The following is a 26345-nucleotide window of genomic DNA, read 5'->3' on the forward strand; positions in this document are numbered from 1 at the left end:
ATGCGTATTGCCAACAGCATCACTGAATTAATTGGGCGTACCCCCTTGGTGCGTCTGAACCGGATTCCCGCTGCCCACGGCTGTGTGGCGGAGATTGTGGTTAAGTTAGAGAGCATGAACCCGGCGGCCTCGGTCAAAGACCGGATTGGTCTGCACATGGTCGTAGCGGCGGAACGGGCAGGCTTAATCCGGCCCGGGGAAACGGTACTGGTGGAACCCACCTCTGGCAATACGGGCATTGCCCTGGCGATGGTGGCGGCGGCTCGGGGCTATGACCTGATTTTGACCATGCCGGAGACCATGAGCCTGGAGCGGCGGGCGATGTTGCGGGCCTACGGAGCCAAATTGGTGCTGACCCCCGGTATGGAGGGAATGGGGGGTGCGATTCGGACGGCTCGGCAACTGGTGGAAACCACCCCCAATGCCTATATGTTGCAACAGTTTCAAAACCCGGCCAACCCGGAAATTCACGCCCTGACGACTGCCGAGGAGTTGTGGCAGGACACGGACGGTCGCATTGATATTTTGGTGGCAGGGGTGGGCACCGGCGGCACAATTACGGGGGTTGCCCGGACATTGAAACCCCGCAAACCCAGTTTTCAGGCGATTGCCGTCGAACCCGCCAACAGTCCCGTCCTGTCCGGGGGGGCACCGGGGCCCCACAAAATCCAAGGCATTGGGGCGGGGTTTGTGCCGGAGGTCTTGCAGATGGACTTGATTGATGAAGTCATCCCGGTCAGCGATGGGGAGGCGATCACCTGGGGGCGCAAACTGGCCCGGGAAGAGGCCCTCCTATCGGGAATTTCCAGTGGAGCGGCGCTGGCGGCGGCAGTACGGGTGGCCCAACGCCCGGAAAATGCCGGGAAAATGGTCGTGATGGTGCAACCCAGTTTTGGGGAACGGTATCTCAGCACCCCCCTCTTCCAAGACCCGGAACTACTGGGGGACTAAAACGTAGCAATCTCAGATAATTTATGTGAATCATAAAGATTACTGAGAACCAGGGCGGGACAATGCCCTGTAATTTTTGATTTTGCAAATATAAAGTTTTTATTCACAACTCAAATGTGATTTTTATATCAAGGGTAAGTGGATAGCACTGGTAAGCGGGGTAGTCCCTACTTTTTCAGAACCTGGCATTCCAGGGATCAGATTCTCGGTTGGTTTGGATGAAAAGCAGTATTTTTCAGTAATTATCCTGAGCATCGCCTATTTCATTCAACGTAAATATAGCAGTCCTAAATGAGAATAGAACAGGGGTTGCAGGGGCGCTACCGCTGTCCTTAGTTTTGGGTAATATGGGCATTCCTACGATGGAATTTGTGATTGGTTCAAATAAATAAAGGTTCCCCTTAGTCCACTTCAACATGAGCTTTTTGTGATTCAGTTTTTCCCACCACTTTTGCCCATTCCAAAATCCTTTTTGACCCATTTTTCTCTCCATATCGTTAATGTTAATTAACTCACGGATGCATCTAGGAATCAATTAATAGAGGTGCCCATTAGTAAGGTGAAGCTCTTGAACATAAAGCTAGGTTTGAGTAGAAAGTTGACGAGGACGATGGGGACATCCTGCCATAATCCGATGAATCGCCAGAACTGTTTGCCGTTCACATTTTTGTTGAATGGATTGCGGAATAAAGTTGAGAATTTTCTCCCGGTTATATCCAGCAATAAAAGCCGCATATTGCACAAGTAAATTGGGGTAAGATAACACCAAGCCATATTGTAAATCTTCGGGAATTTCTGAAACGTGATGATGCCAACGAAAGTCATCAACCGTCAGCCATGCGGTAACAGCAACAGGCAAGATCACCCGTAAAATGTCCTGCTCCATCAATACATACACCAACGGACGGCCATCCGTGGCATAGGTTACGGTACTATTAACTTTCTTTGTTTCTAAATCAATCCAATTCGCCCCTAAAGTCAACAGTCGAAAATAAGCAGTCATAAAATCAGTTTGCGCTGGATACTGACACCACCAGTTTTGGCGACTGATAGGGAAAAAATTGGTCGAAGTACCTAAAAACCAACCTGCCTGATTAGCAAAAATCTTCTGCCGAAAGGTATCCCGCAGTCCAATGGGGGCAAAATTCTCGATAGCAGTACGTTTGCTCATTCAGCCTCAGACAACCCAACAACTATCATGGTAAAGCCAAGTCATCGAATTGGGATTAATTGTGATGCGAACGACGAAATCAGGCATAAATACTGCCCATTGCCCGACTAATCTCAGTAAATTTTGCCACCAGTTGGGGCGGTTGCACGACTTTAACATCCTGACCATACCCCAAAATCCACCGTTGTAGGTCAATATCATCCACACTCCAGCACGGGAGTTGCACCCGGAAACGATTAGGAAAGCAGGGGTCTCCCGTTTTCGGTAGGTTAAACATCGGTTCTTTTTTATTAGGAGTTATTCCATTCAGTTTAGGAGACATCTGCATTTTATTTTTGGGAAAACGATTGGTGCCCTCGCTAACAAATTGAAAAATGTAATCACTAAACCAAAGCTCTAGGGTGATTTCGAGATGGCGACGTTGACCACTTTTAGCACTTAAATATTGCCTTTGTAACTGTGCATCCCGTCCTAAATAAATACTACTACTTGCTTGATAAAGTTTCTGTAATTTTGCTAAGGATATTTGTTGGGTTTTCATATCCCGTGCTTGCGTTTGTTTTTGTCCTAAAAACAGCCGGTCTAATCGCTCAAAACATAACAGTCCCTGGGATGCACCTTCAGCTAATTCATAACCCAGATACCAAGCGATATTATGAAAAACTAACTGTAGCGGCCATGCCTTAAAAAAACCCAGTTCTGCCTGATTTGGATAACGGGCGGCTCCCTGAAGATGGCGAAATTCTAGGAGTTGACCAGCAAGGATAGCTTCTTCAATCAATTGGGGCGTATGGGCGATTGAGCTACCGGGTAATAGGTCGTGATCTACAATGGTGCGATTAGCAATAGCTCGCACAGGATAAATATCTGACGTGGCAATTTTGCTATATTCCAATCGCTGTTTGAAGGTTTCATACACGGATAAGGATGCGGAATCGGTTAGGCTGGTCGCCTGGGCTTGAAGTAGTTGAAAAACCTGGAGTAATTCTGACCGGGAAAGGATAGCAGTGCCTAAGTAATAACCTTTTTTCATGGGATGAGAGGGCATCAAGCCATAGGGTTTCAGGACTTTTTCGATGTCTTTACGAATGCTGGCAGAGCAATCATAGTGAAACTCACCTGCTTGGATCATGGCATCTACTAGGGTTTTGAGGCTACCTTTTTCAGGATCAAAGAGACAGGGATGGTGGGTGATGAAAATGATGAGAGTGCATAGTCTGTTAAATGTATCAACATCCGAGTAAGTATGTAACTCGTCTAAGGGGACTACTTCTACCGGTTCATTGGAAAAGATAGTTTCAATTTCCCATCTGGAGCAATCAGACCCATTGAGCAAAGCACAAGTTCTTTCCAAAAAAAGTAAAAACTCAATCTTACTCGAAAATTTATGGAAATCGGATTTAGAATTAATCTTTCTATTTTTCTGATTTATCTTGCTTCTAAATTCAGTTAACATCATTTTTTACCTGCCTTATGAGCCAAGTTAAAGTGGTAATAACCTTATCATACAAAAATATATATTCCCTGCCCTCCTTGTTTACCAGTATATTTTGGTATTTTTTCCCATTAAAAATATCTTCTAAAGATAGGGGTTTTGAATCCTTGGATTGAGCATGATGTTCCGGATCACGGTTTCTAAGCGTGTTAACAGCCTTAACGATCCAGAAGTAGGATTTTCCTCTATGGTTATAATCATTTGATACTGTAAAGTCATCAACGCTTTTAGGTGTCTTATCAACCTCTTCACCTAACAACGAATAATATGCGATATAAAAGCAATCCAAAAACTTTAATACTTTCCTGTCTCTGGAGTCTATTATTTTGCTTAAATCAATTTCATTGGTATTTTTAGAAAAAACAACTTTAATCTCATGTTCCCAAGGTTCTTTGTATTCTCTAGTACGTTTATTCTCTCTATTAATGTAATTAACATATAATTCCAGCCCTTTGAATAATTTTTCACGTTTATCTGATTTATTGAAGTTCAAGATTATCTTAAGAAAATAATGCTCGAAGCAATTTTTTGCTAGCGAACAAAATTTCAAAAAATTATTCTTTTTTTTATAGATTTCCATATCTCTTAAATAGTTACTTAATTTTTTAAAGTCTTCTTCTAAAAATTCTTCTTTGGGAATAATGTACTTAGTTGGTGGATGTTGAAGTTCATTATCATTATTATGGTCAGAATTTAGGTTCGATAAACTTTCATTGTAACTATTAATAATGGGAGTTTTATGCAAGGAGTCAATTTTAGTCGAAAGAGTTTCTAATTGTCTAGAAAGAGTTATAATTAGAGACCGAAAACCTTTATAATAACCACCTCTTCGTGACTTAAATCTAGCAGTTTTCCAGGAATGCTTTCCATCCATAATGCTTACCTAAAACTTACCTAAAACACTTCTTCAAACATTTTTAGTTGATTCAAAAATTTAATGTAAATAGGGTCTTCTTTACCTCGAACTAAACCAACATACTCAATCCTGCCCCGGAGAACTTGCTTAAAGTTATCAAAACTTTCATAGCTGATGGGGTGATTGGATTTGCTGGTAACAGATAATATATTTTGATTGCCATACTTGCGCCACGCATGAAGCATCGCTCGAATTTGCCGCACATAACGACGGTCAACATTCGGAAATTCATTTGTGGTTAGCCCCGTCACTTCCTGATGGTGTCCCCGCTTTTGTAGTCTCACCTTCTTATCATTGATCAAAAAACCACTACTTTCAATAATTTGCCGCAGGGGTTCACCAATTTTAATCCTAGTTCCTTCATCCGTAGTGACCTCAATCGCTAAATCTGCTGGAAATTCCGGCATATTTGTAGAAAAGGTAATATCATCAGCATAGCGAGTATAGGTGCATTTAAGCTTTTGAGCTAACCGCTGTAACCGGCTATCCATCTGGGCACACAACATATTAGTAATTACTGGTGAAGTCGGCGCACCCTGGGGCAATTGATTATTATGACAGCAAATTTGTGCCAGCACCGTTGCTACTGGTTCGGGTAAATGATAGGGAATCCCCATAAACATTCCCCGCACTCGTCCAAAATTAATGGAAGGGAAAAAGTCTTTGAGGTCTAGATTCAAGACATAACGCCGCTTGACGTGAGGTTTGGCATTGCTGACGATATTTCTCCCAGGCGTAAACCCATGAACAGATGGTTTCGGTTCATACACCGCTTGTAAAACTTGATTGAGTTTGCGCTGAATTAATTTTAAGGCGGTCACGGGTGCTGAAATCGTGCGAGTTCCCCCTGATTTTTTAGGAATTTCAAAAGTTGTATAGCGATTTTCCAAAGGCACTTTATAAATGTGATACACCAAACGGTCATATCTCACATTCAATAAACGTGCAATGTCCCTAGGAGTTTTAAGTGCTAGGAATGCCGCCCTAAGTTCTTCAGGAGTTTGGGTGAGATTCAAGCATCCTTTTTTTCGCTGAAAACTGCGCTTGGACGACTCTGGATTGACCGCTTGATGTTCAGGTAGGTTACTTTCCATTCACTGTAGATAATAAGAAAGAAGAAAAAGGTGCTGTAGGATTTATTCTCGCCTGCCGCTTTTCTGGGGAGTGCATTGCTCCTCTCCCCGCTTTTCTCATCTCATCCCGTAGGCTAACCAGCCCCCACCCTTTCTCCCAATTCGCCCAGTCACTTAGCAGTAAAGTTTTGCATGGGCTAGCGATGGCTCCAGCCCCTATCCTATCCTCTGCTGACCGTGGTTCCGAGAAAAAGGGTGCTGTGGGACTTATTCTCGCCTACCGCCCGAGATGAGCAACTGAGCAACATTGAAGCAACATTGAAACAACATTGCATCAGTGTAGAGTCGGTATAAGGCATATCAGTTGACATTGACATGAACCGTCGCAGGATCGACAACGGAAATCAATAACGCCTAACAGCACCCAATCACCAGAATAACACCCCGCCTAATGACCTGTCACCCATCTGATGCGAACGACGATAATAGCGCATGAGCTACCCTTGCAACCCTACTGTTTCTGGCACAATACGAGGGCAAACCAGCCCCGCTCATCCTGCCAGATTTTTTGTACCGGTAAACCACAATGGTCTAACTGTTTGGTTAATGCCGTAAGTTCAAATTTGCGAGAAATTTCAGTGCGGATAGTTTCCCGTGCCATTAAAGTTATTTCTAAGTCTAAATCAAACAATTTAACAACCTGATTTTCCAAACTGATTAAGTGCATTTCAATTTGATGTAATTCCCGATTGTAAAATGCCCAATGCTCAAAATTTTCTGGATTAAAGTTCCCATTAAACCTATAATTCAAATGATGTAAAATGTTCAGATTAAATTCTGCGGTGATGCGCTGACTGTCATTATAGGCTGAGGTTAAGGTGGCAATATCTTTTTGTAAATCTACCCCCAAAAGAAAATAATCCCCCGGGCTTAAACTCTGTTCAATTTGTTGTAAAAAAATAACTTCTTCCTGGGGGGATAAATTGCCGATGGTACTGCCTAAAAAAATCAACAACCGCTGTTGTAATGCTGGGGGTAAATGGTGCAGAGCAATTTCGTAAACCCCCGCTAAAGCATGGATAGATAACTGCGGATAATCGGCGAGTAAATCCAATGCCGTCGCCTGCAACATCGTAGTACTAACATCAATGGGAATATAGGTAAATTGCCCCTGCAATCGGGTGTAAGCATCGAGTAAAATTCTGGTTTTGCGGGAACTACCACTGCCCAATTCCACCAGGTCACAATTCCCCGTTAAATTCGCAATTTCCTGGGCATAGGCGGCTAAAATTCCCTGCTCCGTCCGGGTGGGATAATACTCCGGTAAACCGCAAATTTGCTCAAATAATTCCGAACCCCGTTGGTCATAAAAATAATAACTGGGTAAGGTTTTCGGATGATGGCTCAACCCCCGCACCACATCCAGACCAGAATTAGAGGTATTTGTTTGTACATTGTCACAGCAGTAACGGCTGTTTTTTGGGTCGCACAAGTCATATTTCATAGTAATTCCCCCCGATTTTACCGTTAGCATAGCACGCCCGTCATTGCGTCACGGACAACCGGCGTTCCACCCGAGGCCGCCCCACCCCATACCCCAGGTGGTAACTGCGGGCCAATAAACCTAACCATAGCCCCGGCGCATGACGTTCTAACCAGGGTTGCCACTGGCGCAATAACCCCGGCCACCAGGGGAGCAACACCGCACTCACCAACGCCTCCCAAGTAAATACAATGTAACTCCACAGCCACCGTCCCACTTCCCCCCATCCCGTCAACGGCACAATCCAGAGCAAAATGGCTGGGTTTGTCCAGGCGGCTTTCAGTGCCATGCGGGTAAATTCCCCCCAGCCGCTCCGGTCCTTGATAAACCGCTCCGCCACCTCTGGATCGGTGCTTGCCAACAGACCAAAAAACGTATTGAGAATGGCATTAATTTGTGCTGGGGGCAACTGCTTACCGGTGGGCACCATCATTCCCTTGGAAAACAGCCACGTCACCGCACTATTCCCCTGGTAGGCACGGATGGCATTCAGATGCTCCGCACCCAGTAAATCATGGCGCAAAGCCGTGTCCAATAAATCCGTCAACCGGGGTAAATTCCGCACCAAAGAACCAAATCCCGTAAAGACCAACGGGGATTGTAAAGCGGCGGCATCCCCAATACTGATCACCCGGTCCCAAGCCACTTTTCGTTCCGTAAAGGTACTGCTAAAATGCCCCGGAATATAGCCAAATGTGGCTTTTATCCATTGCAATTGTTCCAGGTCACAGCGGCGATACTCTGGCAAAATGTGAAAAAAATCTTCATAAAGCTCTAATAAGGAACCGGGATTCTCCGGGCAGGGTTGGTGATAATGAAATAAGTACACTGTCAGTTCCCCATTCCCCGCCGGAAATAGCTCCCAGATCAACTGCCGCCCTCGGGAAATGTCCCCGTGACTGTGCAGGACATCCCCATAGCGGTGATCCCACACCTGCGGGTCCAAGCCCTTGAAGACCGCCCCCACCGTCGGGCAAACGCTATCAAACGCCCGCCCCCCATTCAACTGCCAGGCAATGGGGGAAGCCGTGCCCATCGCATCCACCAGCAACCGCCCCGCCACCGATTCTTGCTCCCCGGTGCGGAAGGACTTGAACTGGATACCGACCCCATGCTCCCCCACCTCAGCCCGTAAAAACTCGCATTCGTCCCATATTTCTCCCCCCGCCTGTCGGAGCTTTTGTCCGGCTAATGTCAGTAATTTATTAGTATCTATGGCGATATTCAGAACCCTGGGGGTATGCAACACCGCCGCCCGCAGTTTTTGGGGCACCTCCGGCCAGTAAAATTGATGGAACCCGTCCTCATATTCACAGGCGATCAGCCGTTCCACCTCGGCACTGGTGAATAAATTCAGGTCAATCAGGGTTTGCAATTCTGAGCGGGAGATATTCCATTCCCGGTTCATCCGCCCGAAGGGCAAGCGCTCTAGCAACAGCACCCGATAGCCCAACCGTGCCATCACGGCGGCGTGGATCACCCCCAAAGCCCCCCCGATATAAATGAGGTCATAGGTTGGGGAAGTTTTAGCTTCGGACGGAAACAAGACCGGGTTGCGCCGGGGCTGACTGACCCCCTGCCGCCAGCGTTGCTCCCACCAATAGACCCGTTTCAGGTCATATTCCCCATTGGGAATGTTTTGGAAATGGCGGGCTGTCGCCGGGTAGTAGGGTGCCAGGGCGGTAAAAATCGTCTGCTGGCTCAGATCAAGGCTGGGAAATGGGGGGTACTGGGGCGGGAACTCCCGGGCTAAGTCCGCCGTCAACTGCCGCAACCAAGTTTGCTCCCCCGCTCCCGGTCGCCAACGAAAGACTTTCAGGTAAGTCGTCCGTTGCAATTCCCAGGTCACCACCGTCCACTCCCCCGTGCCCTGCTGGAGAAGTAGCCCCGTTGGTAAAGGAGTCACGCTCAAGCCAGGGGCGGTCCATTGGTGCAACCACCCCCGCACCCGTGCCACCGCCGGTGTGGGAATTTCCCGATAGCAAAGCTCCTGTATCACGTCCAACCACCCTCAAATTTTGTTACATTCTGAGAAGCATCCTTAAAAAAGTTTACAAGCTTCTCATAATTTTCTGGAACCTGTTTACGCTGTTACTTACTGATTGTGACCCGTTATGGTGCCATCCATTCCCCAAACCCCGGAAGAATTTCAAGCCCTGCGGCTCCAGCCCCCCAGTCCGGACCGGATTGCGCTGGCGATTGCTGGGGTCGTGGGTTTGGGTCGCAAGGCGGGGCAATCCCTGGCGGAACTCCAGGCGCAGATTTTGGCGGAGGACGGACTGTTGGAACCCGCCACCCGTTCCTGGTTGAGCCAACTGATCGCCCAGGCGTGGGAGCTTACTCCCCCAGAAGCACCCGGGTCGTGCAGTGGGTGAGGGCGTGGCTGACGGCGGCGTGAATCCACCCATTGGTCGCCAGCAACTTCCCAGAAAACACATCCATCCGCTCCCCATCGTAGGCGGTGACCAATCCCCCCGCTTCCCGCACCAGGACTACCCCAGCAGCAATATCCCAGGGGGACAAACCCCGTTCCCAATAGCCATCCAACCGTCCCCACGCCACGTAAGCCAAATCTATCGAGGCGGACCCGCCCCGGCGCACCCCCTGACAGCGGTGGGTGAGGTGGCAAAATTCCGCATAGTTGTTGTCTGGGGTTTCCCGACGGTCGTAGGCAAATCCGGTCACCAACAGACTGCGCTCTAGGGTTTCCGTGCGGGAGACCTGCATGGGTTGGCGGTTGCAGGTGGCACCCAAGCCCCAAGCCGCCCGAAACAAATCCTGCCGCAGGGGGTCAAACACCACCCCCACCACCGGCTCCCCTTGGAACAGTAACCCGATGGAGACGCTGTAAAAAGGGTACTGGTGGGCAAAATTCGTCGTGCCATCCAGGGGGTCCACCGCCCAGACAAATTCCGGCTGGGGGGATTCCCGCTGCCAGCCAGACTCCTCGGCGAGGATGCTGTGGTGGGGAAAATGCCGTTGCAGGACGCTTAAAATGGCATCTTCGGCGGCCCGGTCAGCGGCGGTGACCAAATCCCCACTGCGCCCCTTTTCTTCAATTTCCGCTAACTTCCCCCAGTAACTTTGCAGGACGGCTCCCCCGGCTCCGGCGGCTTCCGTGGCAATATCCAGGTAGATGGCGAGGTCATTGCTGGGAATGGTTTCCATAATGCCTGTTTTTCTCTACTATAAGACACTTTTATCCCAATACCCCAGAGGCGGTGTGACCGTTGATCCCCGCTGGGAGGAACCCGCCCTGTCCCCGTGCCTAATTTTTAAGTATCTTTAAGAATCTCTTCCAAAAAGTAGGGAAAATGATCGAGTAGAATATGGATTGTAAATCAAACCTATGCTTTGAAGAGCATCATTATGGTCATGAACCTGTGTATTCACAAGCTTAGGGTATTCTAGGCAACCATCGTTGGGTTTATGGGAGCAGTGACGACGTTGGAAAACCGCAAAGAACGGATTTTAGTGGTTGACGATGAAGCCAGCATCCGCCGGATTTTGGAAACCCGTTTGTCCATGATCGGCTACGAGGTGGTCACGGCGGCGGACGGGGAGGAGGCGCTGACGGTCTTCAAGCGGGAGCATCCCCATTTGGTGGTTTTGGATGTGATGATGCCCAAGCTAGACGGCTATGGGGTCTGTCAAGAACTCCGCAAGGAATCGGACGTGCCGATCATTATGTTAACAGCCCTGGGGGATGTGGCGGATCGGATTACGGGGCTGGAGTTGGGGGCGGATGATTATGTGGTCAAGCCCTTTTCCCCCAAAGAATTGGAAGCTCGGATTCGCTCGGTTCTGCGCCGGGTGGAGAAAAATGGGAGTTCCAGTGCGATTCCCAGTTCCGGGGTGATCACCATCAACAACATTAAAATTGATACCAACAAGCGGCAGGTGTACAAAAACAACGAACGGATTCGCCTGACGGGCATGGAATTTAGTTTGCTGGAATTGCTGGTGGGACGCTCCGGGGAACCCTTTTCCCGTACGGATATTTTGCAGGAGGTGTGGGGGTACACGCCGGAACGCCATGTGGATACCCGGGTGGTGGATGTGCACATTTCCCGCCTGCGCGCCAAGTTGGAAGACGACCCCAGCAACCCGGATTTGATCCTCACGGCTCGGGGCACGGGTTATCTATTCCAACGGATTACGGACGTGAATAAATCCTCAGATTAACCAATTTGTAGGAGAATGGGTTGCCCGCAGGGCACCTCTATAAATTCAAAGTTGACGGTTGCAGGGGGGCACCCCCCGCCTTCTAGGTAATACAGGTATTCAACAATGAGATTTATGGCTACGCCATCCAGGCTATGGGTTGGTTCCAATAGATATGCCTTGAAGTAAGTCCTATTGGAATGACCACTTCTCAAGCTCTACTCCTGGCTAAAAAACGCAATTTACATTTATTCAACCCCCAAGGGTGAGGGCAATAAATCATATTTTGATGTGCAAAAATTCTGCCATCCCTGCATACTAATTAATCAGGCTTTCATCACGTTTAATCACCTTAAAAATCCTGACGTTGGTTCACCGCCCGCTGTAACCGTTCTTCCACTTCTCGCACGGGTAATGCCCCCAAATCCCCCCCCTGGCGAGTCCGTACACTCAGGGTTTGGGTTTCCATCTCTTTCGCCCCCACAATCGCCATCACCGGAATTTTCGCCGTCTCCCCATTGCGGATCAGTTTGCCCAAGCGTTCCCCGGACTTATCCACCTCCACCCGCAGACCCATTTTCTGCCAATTTTGAGCAATTTCCTGGGCATAGCTGAGATACTGTTCCCCAACGGGTAAAAAGCGCAACTGCACCGGTGCCAACCACAGAGGAAAATCCCCCGCATAGTTCTCAATTAAAATCCCGAAAAACCGCTCTAGGGAACCAAAAATTGCCCGGTGGATCATGATAGGAACCTGGCGAGAACCATCGGCGGCTACATATTCCAAACCAAACCGATGCGGTAAATTAAAATCCACCTGAATCGTCGAACATTGCCATAAACGTCCAATCGCATCCCGAATTTTTATATCAATTTTGGGACCATAAAATGCCCCACCGCCTATATCTTCCTTGTATGCCCAATCCTTGGTTTGGAGGGCATCTTTCAACGCATGGGTTGCCAATTCCCACACCTGGTCATCCCCCACATATTTATCCGGACGGGTGGATAAATTCACTTCGTAATCCCGAAACCCAAAATCCGACAAAATTTGTTCCGTGAGATTCAAGACACCCAAAATTTCCTCCGCCACCTGTTCCGGCAGACAAAAAATATGCCCATCATCCTGGGTAAACCCCCGCACCCGCATCAAGCCGTGCAGCGTACCGGAGCGTTCGTAACGATAAACCGTGCCCAATTCCGCATAACGAATCGGTAATTCCCGATAGGAATGCAGGTGATTTTGATAGGTCAAAACATGGAACGGACAATTCATCGGTTTGAGTTGATATTCCTGGGATTCCACCGCAATCGCCTCAAACATACTTTCTCGGTAAAAATCAAAATGCCCCGAAGTTTTCCACAGGTCTAAATGGGCTAAATGAGGGGTGTACAAAAGTTCATAACCAGAGCGTAAATGGGCTTCCCGCCAATAGTTTTCAATTAACAAACGCATCCGGGCACCCTTGGGATGCCAAAACACCAGTCCGCCCCCGGCTTGCTCTTGGATGCTAAATAAATCCAATTCCTGCCCCAACCGCCGATGGTCCCGCCGCAGAGCTTCCCGTTTTTGGTGCAGATAGGCGTGCAATTGCTCCGGAGTTTCCCAGGCGGTGCCATAAATCCGTTGCAACATGGGATTGCGTTCATCCCCCCGCCAGTAGGCTCCCGCCACACTTTCCAATTCAATGGCATCGGGGTTGAGTTCCCCCACATTGTCCAGATGGGGCCCCGCACACAAATCCCACCATTGATCCCCCAAATGGTACAGGGTAATTGGCTCTTGAATCCCTGCTAAAATCTCTAATTTGTAGGGTTCATTCAGGGCTTGAATCCGTCTTAGGGCTTCCTCTCTCGTCACCTCTTCCCGAATGACCGGCAGTTTTTTCTTGATAATTTTTACCATCTCTTTTTTGATGGCTTTCAAATCCGCTTCCGTAAAGGGTTCCGGGTGGTCAAAGTCATAATAAAACCCGTCTTCGATCCACGGACCAAGGGTGACTTTCGCCCGGGGAAATAGTTTTTGCACCGCCATCGCCATCACATGGGAAGCGGTGTGCCGGATGCGCTTCAGTTTTTCCGATTCACTGGTGCGGGGTAAATGCACCGGGGGGGGTGTGATAGACATAATAAATTCATCATAACCTAGGGGATGGGGTGATGATGCTACCCAACCGTTGACTGTCCAGCAAAAATAAGGTCATTGTATCATTATTTAACCGAGCCACATGGCTGGCAAGTCCGAGGGTGTCCCCCTGGCGATAGGTGGCGGGAATTTGGCGTATCTGCTCTGGGAGAATATCCACGAGGGCGGGCATCCCCGTGCAGGGAAGACCATAGAGTTCCGCATTGCCTTTGACCACAATTAGATGGGTGGCGGGAATCGGGTTGGTTTGACCGAATAGGTACTGGTGTAGGTCAAGCACCACCACCTCTTGCTCTTCAAAATGCGCCAGACCAACCGGTTTTTGCCCACTGCTGAACACGGTGGGGTAAGGCAATACCTTCTGCACCTGGGTCAAGGGCAGTCCCACCTGGAGCGACCCCAACGGAAAATGGAGAACTTTCATCGTGTGGTGCGAAATTCTAAGGGGTATTTCTATTATGAATCTGATTATGAATCTGATGGGAATCTGAACCTATAGCCATTGTACAATCTCAAATTATTTGTCACCGATCTCAAATTAATGTCGTCATACACCCCCTTTGTCCTCATTCATCAAGAAACATTCCTGACTTAGTTGTGGGAAAGCAGACATACCGGAATTGGTCATGGCATTACTACGCTACGGCATCCTGAAAGATAGCATATCGCCTTTCACCCGCTCTGTTTGTTGGAAGGCGGATGCAACTTAAGGCTACACCCACGCAAGTTACACTCATGGACACCTCTACAAATTCAAAATTAGCGGTCGCAGGGGCATAGCCCCCGTCTGTGGTTCTCAATAATATAGGTATCTCAGCGAAATAATCTGCCAGTGGTGACAATAAATTGAGGAATAAATAGAGGTGCCCTCATTTCTAAGAGTCCCCTGCTACCTGGGTCAGCCGTTCTCGTAGTAGGTGGGAACAGATGTTGCCTGTGGGCAACAAAATCAGCCCTTGTGCCGCCATTTGTTTAGTCAAACCCCATGCAAATCAGCGTTTCTGGGTCCACATCTGCTAAAGGGTGCCAGTAGTCTTCTAATTTGTCCTTAGAGTGCCAGTAGTCTTCTAATTTGTCCTTCTCGAAGTAGGGAAGCACACCATTTTCCACCGAGTGGTGCACCGCTTTGAGACGCTTTCGGAATTTCTCGCTCTTCCAACCATATATATCGCATTTGTCATCAAAAACCACCTCGATGTACCTTTCGAGTAATCCCCTCAAAACCCGCCGGAACGCTTCCTCCCCCTCCGTAGCAAAAGACAGCATATTGAGTAAGAAATGATCTGAACTCACCCGACAAGTAGCGAGAAAAATCCACATTCCCACCGTTTCTTTCTCCTCATTCGGCAAACTTTCCAGCAACAATCGGCCGGTCTCACAAGGTGTCAACAAAGTCGTTATACAAGTTTCAGTGCGGGCAAAAATCTTCATAATACATCCTAAACTGACTTTTCTATTTTAACGAAAAGGAGTTTTCCCCCGCCCTAGTTGCTGAAAAGCGGATGCAACGCAAGCTGGGTTTCCAGCCGCTCAATTTTGATTTCCACTTGCCGCCGTTTCCGCCTGAGTTCGTCCGTATCTTCCGACTCCGTGGGCACAGTCAAGCGGTGTTTCAGCAAGTAGGCAAAGATAGACCGCTCAACGACATCCTGACATTGTTGGTACACCTGAAACCAATTATTAATCTCCCTATGGAGAAGTGCTTGTGCCCGAATTTTCATCTCCTCTAGGGATAAACCCGCATTTTTCGCCAATTCTGCATCCGGTCTGAGGACACTCAACCAGGTTTGCTGACCCTGTAACTTTTGCTGTAGTTTCCGCCGTTTTGTTAACCAAGCCTTGTAGGTTTCCTGCACCTGTCGTTGGGCGGAGGCACACCAGCGAGCAGGCAGACCGCTTTGCGCCTGGTTCACTAAATTTTTGACCACCTGGGTAGGCAGTTCCCCGGTAGCTACCCATTGCGGAAAATCTTTGTGTTGGGAAACTTGTTCCAAGGTGGTGGCAATCAGCGGCGCATAACGACCCGCCATCATCTCCCACACCTGGCGGCGGGTTTCCTCTTCAGCAACCAGACGGCACTGAATCGTTAACTTAGTCATATATCCATAAGAAGTTGATAATTTAATAATAGCATATCTGTGTTAAAAGTTGTCTAGCCATTGAAAGCACTTCAGGGTACGATAAAGCCAATCAATACTTGGGAACGATGTTTTTCAGCACGAAGGAGGCGGCGCGCATCACGGGCTGTACCATCCGGCAACTGCAATACTGGCGGAGTAAGGGGTTGGTCGTGCCAGTAGTGAATCCGGCGGGTACGGGGTACAGTGCGTATTACGACCGGGAAAACCTGGTGAATCTGTCCATCGTGCATTACCTGTTACAGCGGGGATATGACTTGGCGGCGATAGCGATGTCGTTGGCAGTGTTGCAAAAGCTAGATGCAGGGTATGCCCAGCCGGAACAAGCCCGGCGGTTTCTGTTGCGGTGGGAGGATGTCCAACAAAAGCTCGTCGTAGAGGAATTTGACCCTCAGAAAGTAGCAGTTTTGATAAAGCAAGGGGTTTTTAGTATGACGGTCATACCGGTAGATGAGTTACAACGACAAATTCAAACAACGATTGAAAATCCGCAATCGGTTGAGGAGTTGGTCATGGCAAAACTGATGACAGCGGGTTGGGATAAAAGTCCACATTCCATTACGATTAATGGGGAAATTGTCGCTAAAAATAAAAGTTCATCCACTCGGTCAGGGAGAAAGAATAGAGCAAAAGCTGATTATATTCTCAACTATGGTCATCATGGGGCGATTGCTGTGGTGGAGGCGAAATCTGTTTATATGGATGCGGGTGACGGGCTACAGCAAGCGAAAAATTATGCTGAGATGTTAGAATTACAGTTTGCTTATTCAACTAATGGTATCGGTATTGTTGAATACGATTTTGGTACTAAAATGATAAAGGAGAGGGATGCTTTTCCTACTCCTGATGAACTGTGGAAAAGACTAGGGGGTATCTCCAATACCAATTGATTTCTGTATAGTAGAAGTCCAAGGAATCTCATCCTGAAGAATGTGGATTTCAAACTTTATTTGTAAATATAAAGTACAACAAGATGGAGGCATCTACCTATCAATCTTAAAAAAACTGGTGCAAATTGGCATCCCATACAAAGTACAGATTATGCTTAACATTATCCATATTTAACTTACACCCTCGTGGATTATGCCGGTAGGCTTGCCTGAATTCGTTGACAACCCTGAAAACCGTTGTCCGGTAGTGCTTTTACTTGATACATCTGCTTCTATGTCAGGAGCACCCATAACAGAACTAAACAGAGGTGTAACTCTATTCAAAGAGGCGATCCTAGAAGATGCCAAAGCATCTCTACGGGTAGAAATAGCAATTGTTACGTTTGGCCCCGTTCAGTTAGTTCAAGATTTCGTAACTGTTGAGCGATTTAATCCGCCTAGCTTTACAGCACAAGACGGAACCCCGATGGGAGAAGCAATTGAATATAGTCTAAATTTGCTAGAAAATCGCAAAGCAACTTATAGAAATAATGGCGTTCAATACTACCGCCCCTGGGTTTTTTTAATTACAGATGGTGCACCTACGGATGATTGGCAAAACGCCGCTCGTTTGGTCAGGAATGCAGAAGCGGGGAAACGTTTATGTTTTTTTGCGGTAGCGGTAGAGGGTGCGGATACCCATACTTTGAAACAAATTGCACCGCCAGAGCGTCCACCTGCATTACTACATGGCTTAGATTTTCGGGGCTTATTCTTATGGCTTAGTAGTTCTTTGTCCAGAGCTTCAAGTGGCAATATTAATGACCCAATTGCCCTACCACCAGTGGGTTGGGGAACAATTACATAGAGTTTATTATGTGGAGATATATTGTTCGGTCAGCGATTGGTGTAGCACATCAGCAACTCGGCCTGCCTTGTCAAGACAATGCGGGCTGTTTCGTTAAGGAGAATTGTCTCATTGGGGTAGTGGCGGATGGTGCAGGAAGTGCAAAATTTGCAGAAATCGGCTCACAGAGTCTCGTCAAAACTACGCTCAAATTTATCAATGAACATGATCTACACTTCAGCAATAAATTAACCATGTGGCAACTTCTCAACACAGATGTTACCCAATTGCCTAAAGTGTGGAAAGCCAAAACTCCAACTGATGAATATGTTAAAACTTTTTTTAGGGATTTGACCGATGAGTGCATAAAAAATTTACGTCAAGAGGCGCAAAAAAACCATTGTGACTTATGCGATTTAGCTTCTACATTACTGGTTTTTATTGCTCATAAAAAGTGGCTAGTAGCTATGCAAATCGGAGACAGTATTTTGGTAGTTAGAGAGCGGGGAAACCAAGATTATAAATTGCTATTCAATCCCCAGCGTGGAGAATTTGCCAATGAAACTGTCTTTATTACATCCTCAGAGGCAATTACCAATATGCAAATTATAGTCATGCCTATATCCTGTGATTTTATTTGCGCCGCTAGTGATGGCTTGGAGAGTGTAGCTCTTAGATTCAGTGATTGGATGCCTTTTTCCCCTTTCTTTTCCCCGTTAGAGGAATACTTGCGGGAAACTGTTGACCCTGACCTAAATGACCAATACATCGTTGATTTTTTGAACTCAGATAGACTCAATGCCCGTACTGATGATGATAAAACCTTATTAATCGCAATCAGTTATGAATAGATTAATTGAAGTACAAACCCATCGTTCTATTGAATTAACGAAGCAAATAGCTTCAAGTGGTGAAGGTTCCGTTTGGCGGACAAATTGTTCTGGACTGCTTGCCAAAGTATATCATCAGCCCTCTGTTGAACGTATCCAAAAACTAGAGGTAATGCTCAAAAATCCGCCTGAAGAAATGTTAGCTAATATAGGGCATACATCTTATGCTTGGCCGGTAGCAATTTTAGAAAATGAGAAGGGTCAACGAGTTGGTTTTTTAATGCCAGAAATCAAGCAGGGACGACAGTTAACTGAGATATATAATCCATCCTTGCGAAAGCGATTAAAGCTAGAGGTTGATTGGAAATTTTTACATACTACTGCTTATAATTTTGCATTATTGATGGAATCAATTCATAAAGCAGGCTATGTCATTGGGGATGTCAAGCCGGAAAATATTTTGGTAAATCCCCAAGCATTGCCATCAATTATTGACACAGATTCATTTCAAGTAAGTGATCCTGAAGGGCATATTTACCGCTGTCCTGTTGGGTCAGAAGGCTTTACTCCGCCTGAATTAATTGGTAAGAATTTCAAAGAAATAGACCAGACGGAAGTGCATGACCGCTTTCGTTTAGGGGTTATCGCCTTTACTTTATTATTTGGCTATGAGCCTTTTAAGGGAGTTTGGAAGGGCGGTGGGGAACCTCCTGAACTTAACGAGTGGGTCAGACATAATTATTGGCCGTACAGTGGTAATGGGAAGGTAGGTTTAGCCGACTATATGATGCCTTTAGATATAGTGCATCCAGAACTACAGAACTTATTTTTACGTTGTTTCAATGATGGATACTCTGTTCCTGCGATGCGTCCTAGTGCCAGGGAATGGAGGCTAACATTAGGAATGGCAATTGCCGAGTTACAAGTATGTGGTGTAGTAGAAACCCACCTCTATCACCGTGGAAATTCATCTTGTTGTTGGTGCGAAAGGACAGCAAAAGGGCTTCCAGATGTATTTCTATTCAAGAGAACTGTTCTCGCAGTTATTTCTCAGCCTGAACAAAAGCCTGCAACTTTATCCCATCCCAGTAACAAAACTCTTGTAACCGTATCTCATCACACTAATAAAACCACAAATAAAAACAATCAATTTTCTTCTAAAAAAGGTATGCTTATATTTTTATTTAGCATTGCAGTTTGTGGGTTTATATCATTACTTCCAAAATATTATTCTCGAGTTACTACTACCACCTCTAGCGAATCTAGCGAAATTCGTGATGCTTCCTACTATCACAATCAAGGAACAATTAAATATTTACACCAAGACTATCTAGGGGCGATAGTCGACTTCAATCAAGCCATTCAACTTAACCCCAACGACCCCTTCTTCTACTACGACCGGGGGAAGGCTAAATACGAACTCAAAGATTATCAAGGGGCAATAGCCGACTATACTCAAGCTATTGAAATCTACCCTGATTTTCTCGGTGCTTACCACCTTCGGGGAAAGGCTAAATATGAACTCAAAGACTATCACGGGGCGGTAGCCGACTACAATCAGGCTATTAGCCTCAGTTCTAGTGATCCCGATGTCTATGATGCCAATGTCTACTACGACCGGGGGAAGGCTAAATATGAACTCAAAGATTATCAAGGGGCGATAGCAGACTATACTCAAGCTATTGGAATCAATCCTAATGATGCCGATACCTATAACAAGCGGGGGCTTGCTAAATACGAACTCAAAGATTATCAAGGGGCAATAGCAGATTACAATCAGGCTATTAGCCTCGATCCTAATGATGCCGATGCCTACACCAAACGGGGGAATGCTAAATACGAACTCAAGGACTATCCAGGGGCAATAGCAGATTACAATCAGGCTATTAGCCTCAATCCTAATGATGCCGATACCTACTACAAGCGGGGGAATGCTAAATATGAACTCAAAGATTATCAAGGGGCGGTAGCAGACTATACTCAAGCTATTGGAATCAATCCTAATGATGCCGATACCTACTACAAGCGGGGGCTTGCTAAATATGAACTCAAAGATTATCAAGGGGCAATAGCAGATTACAATCAGGCTATTAGCCTCGATCCTAATGATGCCGATGCCTACACCAAACGGGGGAATGCTAAATACGAACTCAAGGACTATCCAGGGGCAGTAGCCGACTACGATCAGGCTATTAGCCTCAATCCTAATGATGCTGATGCCTATAACAAGCGGGGGCTTGCTAAATACGAACTCAAAGACTATCAAGGAGAGATAGAAGACTATAATCAAGCCATTAAAATCAACCCTAATCATGCTAATGCCTATAACAATCGGGGGCTTGTTAAAATTTTTTCCGATGATCGTTCAGGTGGATGTACTGATTTATCACGAGCGATAGATTTGGGTTCCAAACTGGCATCCAGAAACTATCAAAAATATTGTCGTTATTATGCTGGTGCCTACAACAAGCGGGGGCTTGTTAACCATGAACCCAAGGACTATCAAGGGAGAACACAAGACGATACTCAAGCTATTAGCATCAACTCTATTGATGCCAATGCCTACACCAAACAGGGGAATGCTAAATATGAACTCGGAGACTATCGAGGGGCAATAGCGGACTACAATCGAGCTATTGGAATCAATCCTAATAATGCTAATGCCTACAACAATCGGGGACTTGCTAAACATGAACTCAAAGATTATCAAGGGGCAATAGCAGACTACACTCAAGCTATTAGAATCAATCCTAATGATGCTGATGCCTACAACAAGCGGGGGCTGGCTAAACAAAAAATCCGAAACTATCAAGGGGCAATAGCAGACTACACTCAAGCTATTAGAATCAATCCTAATGATGCTAATGCCTACAACAATCGGGGGAATGCTAAAATTGAACTCCGAGATTATCAAGGGGCAATAGCGGACTACAATCGAGCTATTGGAATCAATCCTAATTATGCCTATGCCTACTACAATCGGGGGAATGCTAAAATTGAACTCCGAGATTATCAAGGGGCAATAGCGGACTACAATCGAGCTATTGGAATCAATCCTAATGATGCTAATGCCTACTACAACCGGGGGCTTGCCAAATATGAACTCCGAGGCTATCAAGGGGCAATAGCAGACTACACTCAAGCTATTAGAATCAATCCTAATGATGCTGATGCCTACACCAAGCGGGGGCTGGCCAAACAAAAAATCCGAAACTATCGAGGGGCAATAGCAGACTACAATCGAGCCATTAAAATCAATCCTAATGATGCTAATGCCTATATCAATCGGGGGCTTGCTAAAATTGAACTCCGAGATTATCAAGGGGCGGTAGCGGACTACAATCGAGCTATTAAAATCAATCCTAATGATGCTAATGCCTATATCAATCGGGGGCTTGCTAAAATTGAACTCCGAGATTATCAAGGGGCGGTAGCGGACTACAATCGAGCTATTAAAATCAATCCTAATGATGCTAATGCCTATATCAATCGGGGGCTTGCTAAAATTGATTCCAATGATCGTTCAGATGGATGTGCTGATTTATCACGGGCGATAGATTTGGGTTCCGAAGTGGCATCCAGAAACTATCAAGAATATTGTCGTTAAAAATTGCTGAATATTAGAGTCTGTTTAATAGGAAGAACCTAAATCACACTAATTGGTGTGGAAATTCAAACGATTGTCCCTCTGGATAGACCGTTCTGCAACTTGAGGATCGGTGTCGGATTACTGTATTTGATCCCGATGTAGAACCCACGCTACGCCGTCAAGGATTTGACTATAGTCATTTTTAATAAAAATGCAACATTTTATGAGAAGAGGGTGTAAGATAGAAGAGAAGTAGGAATTAAGGAGAAGAATCAGGATGTGTTACAGTCTGGATTTACGGAAAAAGGTGATAAGTTTCATTGAGAACGGGAATAGTATCACGAAAGCGGCGCGAATCTTCGGCATCAACCGAGCAACCGTGTACCGGTGGCTAGACAGACCCAATCTGGAGCGCACGAGAGTAGTGAGAAGGAAGAGGAAAATCGATATTGCCAGACTGAATCAAGATGTGGAGAAATACCCCGATAAGACTCTTCAGCAAAGAGCACAAGAGTTTGGGGTAGTGCCAAGCTCAATATATTATCAATTGAAGCGGCTAAATATCACGAGAAAAAAAACAGTTTCGCTATCGAGAAAGAAATCATTCCGATAGAATATTACACTACCGGACATTGAGAGAATTAATCAAGAAGTATGGGATAGAAAGTCTGCTATTTATTGATGAGACGGGCTTTGAGAGGTTCGTCAGTCTGATTTATGGTTGGGCTAAACGGGGAAAAAAGATTTATGGAGAGCGTCAGGGACGGCGGTATAAACGAGAGAATCTCGTAGCGGGTCGGCGCAAACATAGCAAGGATTTAATTGCTCCCATGCTATTTGACGGCAGTTTAGATGCGGTGACTTTTGAGCGATGGTTAGAGGTGCATTTATTACCAGCATTGACGAGACTATCGGTGTTAATTTTGGACAACGCACCGATTCATCGTAAGAAACGCATTCGAGAATTAGTGGAAGCGGCGGGGCATATCGTATTATTTTTGCCAACTTATTCCCCAGACCTCAATGACATTGAGCATGACTTTAGCGCATTAAAAAAATTGAGGATGTACGCTCCCCCTGGTACCACCATTGATGAAGTCATTCGTAATTATTGCGCAAGTTAGTGTCGCATTCTAAACCGAAATGACTATAAGTATGAATGATCGCTTAAATTTTGCGAATTACCTGATGCCCACCCCATAGGCGGCTGATTGTTCTGACGGCACCATTCCCTTGCAGGTGGTCAAGTATCATTAAAGTATTACCGAACGGCGAGGAATATGTCGGAGCGTAGGCTACAGCTTGATGATGTGCGGCTCACGGATTCCCCCCGTCGGATTGCGGATTTATTTCGCCGTTTGGGATACCGGACAGATGCAGAGGTATTGCCCCTCGACCTGGAGAGTTTGGAGTTGCCCCCCCGCAGTCAAGCCGCCATTCGTACTGCTTTTTTGATTGCTGACCAACCGGGAACGCCCGCCCTCCAAGTGTTATTGCTGGAATTGCGTGACGCTGAATGGGAATCAAGTGGTACCGCCAGTGGTCGGATGAAAGCGATTGCCAAGGTACTCAGTCAGAAACCGGATTACTACCTGTTGTTGGCGACCAATACCAATTATGACCGCCTGCTGGTGGTAAATCCCCGCAAAAGCCTTGATCCGCAGGGGAATATCAGGACAGGGATTCGCAAGTTACTGATTGACCGGCGCAATCCCACCGCCTACGACCGAGACCGATTGGAAGCACTGGCGATAAACGTTCAACATCCCCGGGAACTGTATCAGTCCCATTGTGCCGCTTTTGATGTTGAAAAAATTACCAAGGAATTTTACCGGGGCTACCAAGACCTTTTTCAACGGGTGCAAACTGTTGTCAAACATCATAATCCCCATCCCTATTTTGAAGATAAAAAACGGTTACAGCAATTTTGTCAAAGAATGTTGGGCAGGATTATGTTTTTATACTTCCTGCAAAAGAAGAATTTTTTGGCTGAAGACCGGCAGTTTTTAACCCAACAATATCGTCATAGGAAATTACAATCTCATGGTACAGAATACTACACTGAAATTTTAGAAAATTTGTTTTTCAATGTGCTGAATACGCCGATGGATCAACGGTCAGGACTACCGGATGCCTGGTGCAGAGGTATTCCCTACTTGAATGGGGGTCTATTTGAACGGGATTATGGGGTGGGAATTGTAGATGGTGCAGGTCAAGAAACTCCAGCGGAAATTCATTTACCTAATTCATTATTTGACCCTGGCGATACCCATAGCATCTTAGCATTTTTCAATCGCTACAATTTCACCGTAGCAGAAAATTTGCCGGGGGATGAGGATGTGGCTGTTGACCCGGAGATGTTGGGAAAAGTGTTTGAGAATTTATTGGAAGAACAACAGCGGGGTGAGAGTGGAACGTTTTACACGCCAAGGGGTATTGTCCAATTTATGTGCGAATCGGCATTGTGTCACTATCTTGCCAGTGAAACGGGTATAAAACTAGAGGCAATTCAAGAATTATTGAGCTTGGATTTAGCGGAAATTAGCTCTACGGAATTGAACGAAAAATTAAGTCGGACAGAGGCGCAAGCGATCAAAACGGCTCTTAGTCATGTGAAAATTCTTGACCCGGCGGTGGGTTCTGGAGCTTTTCCGTTGGGGATGATGCAGGTGATTTTAAGCCTACGTCAGGTGGTGGCTCGCCGGGAAGGGATGACAGTAGAACGGGGCAGTTTACTCATCAGCGAATGGAAGCGGGAAATTATTGCTAATAATCTTTACGGGGTGGATATTAAACCAGAAGCGGTGGAGATTGCAAAATTGCGGTTGTGGCTATCGCTAGTGGTAGATATTCCTCGAATTGAGGATGTAGAACCTTTGCCCAATTTGGATTATAAACTGATGTGCGGCGATTCACTCATCACGACAATCAATGGTGAACATATCATCCCTGACCCCCGTAAATCGGAATTACAACTGAGTTTGATGGTTAGTCCTTTGCAAGCAGAAATTCAAAAGTTAGTTGAATTAGAGAAAAAGTTTTATTTTGTGAATGCGGAAGAACGCAACGCTCTGCGAACTGAGATTTTGAACATAGAAAGAAATATATTTATCACGGCTATTCAGAATCAACGTAAGCTATTAGAAGATAAAAGAAAGCTCAAAGAAGCCGGTTTGCTTTCAGCGACAAGAGTTAATAAAGCAATGCAGGACGAATATGACCGTATTTTATTATCTATTCAAAGATTAAATGAATTTGAGGCAGAGGTATTGAGAGGGGAACGGTCGCTGACATTTTTCCAGTATCCCCTACACTTCCAGGATGTGTTTCAACAGGGGGGATTTGATATTGTGATTGGCAACCCACCCTATGTACGCCAAGAACAAATTAAAGACTTGAAACCAGCGTTACAGCGGGAGTACGAATGTTATACAGGCAGAGCCGATTTGTTTGTTTATTTCTATGAACAGGGATTGAATTTACTTAAACCGGGTGGGTATCTCACCTATATTTCCTCTAATAAATATATGCGTAGTAGTTATGGGGAAAAATTGCGGGATTTTTTAGGAAATAAAAGTAAAATTTTGCATCTGATAGATTTTGGGGATACGAATGTATTTGAAGAAGCGATTGCTTATCCAAGTATTATCCTATTACAGAAAGATGCGCCCAAACAAGACACCAACTCAGTCAAAGCATTAACCTGGAGTCAGGATGAACCCCTCGACAATTTTCCAGCAGTTTTTAAGCAACGCAGTATTCTGATTTTACAAAAGGAATTAACTCGTGATGGTTGGCGGTTGGAGTCTCCATCAGTTTTACGCTTGTTGGAAAAACTCCGCAAAGCCGGTACACCCTTGGGGGAATATGTCAACGGACGGTTTTACTATGGGATTAAAACAGGGCTGAATGAAGCGTTTGTAGTGGATCGGGCGACGCGGGATAGATTGATTGCTGAACACCCCTCTTCTGCTGAAATTCTCAAGCCATTTCTACGGGGAAAAGATGTGAAAAGATGGTGTGTGGATTATCAGGATTTGTGGTTAATTTTTACTCGTCGAGGGACTGAGATCGAGAAATACCCCGCAATTAAGAAGCATTTAGACAACTATAAGGATCAACTTCTGAACAGAGCAACATCCCATTTACATCCTTGGTATGAACTTCAACAGCCTCAAGAAGGATGCTGGCAGGAGTTTGAGCGACTGAAGATTATTCTTGGTAGATTTATGGATAAACCAACTTTCGCATTTGATAGGGAGAAGTTTTTTCATAATGATGCTCTTTACATGATTTCAGGAGTTAGTGAGTATGTAGTTGCAATTTTAAACTCGTCAATAAGTTGGTGGTTTTTGAGGCAAATATGCACAGATTTACAAAACGGATATTTGCAGGCTTTTCAGAAGGATTTATTTCAAATCCCCATTCCCCCAGCCTCAGAACACGACAAAGAAGTGATTTGTTCTCTAGTGCAAAAATGCCTAGATTCTAGGGGACAAGGGGTAGAGCAATGGGAGCAAGAAATAGATGAGATTGTCGCTCGTTTATACGGTTTGACCGAGACAGAACGAGCCATCATCACAGAGAGGGACAATGATCGACGGGTTTGAACT

19 protein-coding genes and 1 pseudogene are annotated in these 26345 nt (G+C 46.0%); 9 read left to right on the forward strand and 11 right to left on the reverse strand.

Features of this window, described 5'->3' with window-relative positions; all coding sequences use genetic code 11:
* The gene (gene cysK, locus MLD66_RS12945; protein ID WP_247218521.1) at positions 1-951 is read left to right on the forward strand and encodes a cysteine synthase A; all 951 of its coding nucleotides are present in this window, start codon (positions 1-3) and stop codon (positions 949-951) included.
* Between the two features lie 580 nt (positions 952-1531).
* Here cysK and MLD66_RS12950 read toward each other — a convergent pair.
* The 6 genes from MLD66_RS12950 to MLD66_RS12975 form a co-directional block, all read right to left on the reverse strand.
* The gene (locus tag MLD66_RS12950) at positions 1532-2122 is read right to left on the reverse strand and encodes a hypothetical protein (RefSeq protein WP_247218523.1); all 591 of its coding nucleotides are present in this window, start codon (positions 2120-2122) and stop codon (positions 1532-1534) included.
* Positions 2123-2201: 79 nt separating this feature from the next.
* Positions 2202-3581: a WYL domain-containing protein gene (locus MLD66_RS12955; protein ID WP_247218525.1), complete on the reverse strand. Its 1380-nt coding sequence runs from the start codon at positions 3579-3581 to the stop codon at positions 2202-2204.
* On the reverse strand, positions 3568-4491 hold the full coding sequence (locus MLD66_RS12960; protein ID WP_247218526.1) for a hypothetical protein: 924 nt from the start codon (positions 4489-4491) through the stop codon (positions 3568-3570). Before MLD66_RS12960 ends, MLD66_RS12955 begins: the two co-directional genes overlap by 14 nt.
* A gap of 20 nt (positions 4492-4511) precedes the next feature.
* Complete coding sequence (locus tag MLD66_RS12965) at positions 4512-5627, reverse strand: reverse transcriptase domain-containing protein (RefSeq protein ID WP_247218528.1); 1116 nt, start codon at positions 5625-5627, stop codon at positions 4512-4514.
* A gap of 490 nt (positions 5628-6117) precedes the next feature.
* Entirely contained in the window at positions 6118-7110 is a 993-nt protein-coding gene (gene egtD, locus MLD66_RS12970) for an L-histidine N(alpha)-methyltransferase (RefSeq protein WP_247218530.1), read from the reverse strand.
* A gap of 40 nt (positions 7111-7150) precedes the next feature.
* On the reverse strand, positions 7151-9145 hold the full coding sequence (locus MLD66_RS12975; protein WP_247219130.1) for an FAD-dependent oxidoreductase: 1995 nt from the start codon (positions 9143-9145) through the stop codon (positions 7151-7153).
* A gap of 118 nt (positions 9146-9263) precedes the next feature.
* On the opposite strand from MLD66_RS12975, the gene MLD66_RS12980 reads away from it, so the two are divergent.
* Positions 9264-9524, forward strand: coding sequence for a hypothetical protein (locus MLD66_RS12980; protein WP_247218532.1), 261 nt, complete (start codon positions 9264-9266; stop codon positions 9522-9524).
* Here MLD66_RS12980 and MLD66_RS12985 read toward each other — a convergent pair.
* Positions 9487-10317 (reverse strand): inositol monophosphatase family protein, encoded by an 831-nt coding sequence (locus MLD66_RS12985; RefSeq protein ID WP_247218534.1) that lies wholly within the window; start codon positions 10315-10317, stop codon positions 9487-9489. The two genes, MLD66_RS12980 and MLD66_RS12985, sit on opposite strands and share 38 nt — an antisense overlap.
* A 279-nt stretch (positions 10318-10596) precedes the next feature.
* Here MLD66_RS12985 and rpaB point away from each other — a divergent pair, with 279 nt between their 5' ends.
* A complete protein-coding gene (gene rpaB / locus MLD66_RS12990; protein WP_247219139.1) occupies positions 10597-11334 on the forward strand; it encodes a response regulator transcription factor RpaB in 738 nt (245 codons plus the stop codon).
* Positions 11335-11665: 331 nt separating this feature from the next.
* On the opposite strand, the gene thrS is transcribed toward rpaB, so the two are convergent.
* The 4 genes from thrS to MLD66_RS13010 all read right to left on the reverse strand — a co-directional run bounded on the left by thrS (position 11666) and on the right by MLD66_RS13010 (position 15558).
* Positions 11666-13441 (reverse strand): threonine--tRNA ligase, encoded by a 1776-nt coding sequence (gene thrS / locus MLD66_RS12995; RefSeq protein ID WP_247218536.1) that lies wholly within the window; start codon positions 13439-13441, stop codon positions 11666-11668.
* Between the two features lie 10 nt (positions 13442-13451).
* The gene (locus tag MLD66_RS13000) at positions 13452-13883 is read right to left on the reverse strand and encodes a chemotaxis protein CheW (protein WP_247218537.1); all 432 of its coding nucleotides are present in this window, start codon (positions 13881-13883) and stop codon (positions 13452-13454) included.
* A 548-nt stretch (positions 13884-14431) separates the two neighbouring features.
* Positions 14432-14890: a hypothetical protein gene (locus MLD66_RS13005; protein ID WP_247218539.1), complete on the reverse strand. Its 459-nt coding sequence runs from the start codon at positions 14888-14890 to the stop codon at positions 14432-14434.
* A gap of 53 nt (positions 14891-14943) precedes the next feature.
* Entirely contained in the window at positions 14944-15558 is a 615-nt protein-coding gene (locus tag MLD66_RS13010; protein ID WP_247218541.1) for a hypothetical protein, read from the reverse strand.
* Positions 15559-15665: 107 nt separating this feature from the next.
* On the opposite strand from MLD66_RS13010, the gene MLD66_RS13015 reads away from it, so the two are divergent.
* The 6 genes and pseudogenes from MLD66_RS13015 (at position 15666) to MLD66_RS13040 (ending at position 26342) form a co-directional block, all read left to right on the forward strand.
* On the forward strand, positions 15666-16487 hold the full coding sequence (locus MLD66_RS13015; RefSeq protein ID WP_247218543.1) for a helix-turn-helix domain-containing protein: 822 nt from the start codon (positions 15666-15668) through the stop codon (positions 16485-16487).
* A gap of 193 nt (positions 16488-16680) precedes the next feature.
* Positions 16681-17334, forward strand: coding sequence for a VWA domain-containing protein (locus MLD66_RS13020; protein WP_247218545.1), 654 nt, complete (start codon positions 16681-16683; stop codon positions 17332-17334).
* Between the two features lie 8 nt (positions 17335-17342).
* Entirely contained in the window at positions 17343-18164 is an 822-nt protein-coding gene (locus MLD66_RS13025; protein ID WP_247218547.1) for a PP2C family serine/threonine-protein phosphatase, read from the forward strand.
* On the forward strand, positions 18157-21750 hold the full coding sequence (locus MLD66_RS13030; RefSeq protein WP_247218550.1) for a tetratricopeptide repeat protein: 3594 nt from the start codon (positions 18157-18159) through the stop codon (positions 21748-21750). Before MLD66_RS13025 ends, MLD66_RS13030 begins: the two co-directional genes overlap by 8 nt.
* 259 nt (positions 21751-22009) lie before the next feature.
* A pseudogene (locus tag MLD66_RS13035) lies at positions 22010-22856 on the forward strand (IS630 family transposase).
* Positions 22857-23219: 363 nt separating this feature from the next.
* Entirely contained in the window at positions 23220-26342 is a 3123-nt protein-coding gene (locus tag MLD66_RS13040; protein ID WP_247218552.1) for an Eco57I restriction-modification methylase domain-containing protein, read from the forward strand.
* Positions 26343-26345 lie beyond the last annotated feature (3 nt).

Origin of the sequence: Synechococcus sp. C9 (genome assembly GCF_022984075.1) — a bacterium.
Taxonomy (GTDB): Bacteria; Cyanobacteriota; Cyanobacteriia; order Gloeomargaritales; family Gloeomargaritaceae; genus Gloeomargarita.

What these genes read in the sequence shown, in the direction of transcription:
- MLD66_RS13005 (WP_247218539.1), bottom strand. Translation starts at nt 14,890, where the DNA reads ATGAAGATTTTTGCCCGCACTGAAACTTGTATAACGACTTTGTTGACA.
- MLD66_RS12985 (WP_247218534.1), bottom strand. Translation starts at nt 10,317, where the DNA reads ATGGAAACCATTCCCAGCAATGACCTCGCCATCTACCTGGATATTGCC.
- MLD66_RS12950 (WP_247218523.1), bottom strand. Translation starts at nt 2,122, where the DNA reads ATGAGCAAACGTACTGCTATCGAGAATTTTGCCCCCATTGGACTGCGG.
- MLD66_RS13000 (WP_247218537.1), bottom strand. Translation starts at nt 13,883, where the DNA reads ATGAAAGTTCTCCATTTTCCGTTGGGGTCGCTCCAGGTGGGACTGCCC.
- thrS (WP_247218536.1), bottom strand. Translation starts at nt 13,441, where the DNA reads ATGTCTATCACACCCCCCCCGGTGCATTTACCCCGCACCAGTGAATCG.
- MLD66_RS12955 (WP_247218525.1), bottom strand. Translation starts at nt 3,581, where the DNA reads ATGATGTTAACTGAATTTAGAAGCAAGATAAATCAGAAAAATAGAAAG.
- MLD66_RS13010 (WP_247218541.1), bottom strand. Translation starts at nt 15,558, where the DNA reads ATGACTAAGTTAACGATTCAGTGCCGTCTGGTTGCTGAAGAGGAAACC.
- MLD66_RS12965 (WP_247218528.1), bottom strand. Translation starts at nt 5,627, where the DNA reads ATGGAAAGTAACCTACCTGAACATCAAGCGGTCAATCCAGAGTCGTCC.
- MLD66_RS13025 (WP_247218547.1), top strand. Translation starts at nt 17,343, where the DNA reads ATGTGGAGATATATTGTTCGGTCAGCGATTGGTGTAGCACATCAGCAA.
- cysK (WP_247218521.1), top strand. Translation starts at nt 1, where the DNA reads ATGCGTATTGCCAACAGCATCACTGAATTAATTGGGCGTACCCCCTTG.
- egtD (WP_247218530.1), bottom strand. Translation starts at nt 7,110, where the DNA reads ATGAAATATGACTTGTGCGACCCAAAAAACAGCCGTTACTGCTGTGAC.
- MLD66_RS12980 (WP_247218532.1), top strand. Translation starts at nt 9,264, where the DNA reads ATGGTGCCATCCATTCCCCAAACCCCGGAAGAATTTCAAGCCCTGCGG.
- MLD66_RS12960 (WP_247218526.1), bottom strand. Translation starts at nt 4,491, where the DNA reads ATGGATGGAAAGCATTCCTGGAAAACTGCTAGATTTAAGTCACGAAGA.
- MLD66_RS13020 (WP_247218545.1), top strand. Translation starts at nt 16,681, where the DNA reads ATGCCGGTAGGCTTGCCTGAATTCGTTGACAACCCTGAAAACCGTTGT.
- MLD66_RS13030 (WP_247218550.1), top strand. Translation starts at nt 18,157, where the DNA reads ATGAATAGATTAATTGAAGTACAAACCCATCGTTCTATTGAATTAACG.
- MLD66_RS13015 (WP_247218543.1), top strand. Translation starts at nt 15,666, where the DNA reads ATGTTTTTCAGCACGAAGGAGGCGGCGCGCATCACGGGCTGTACCATC.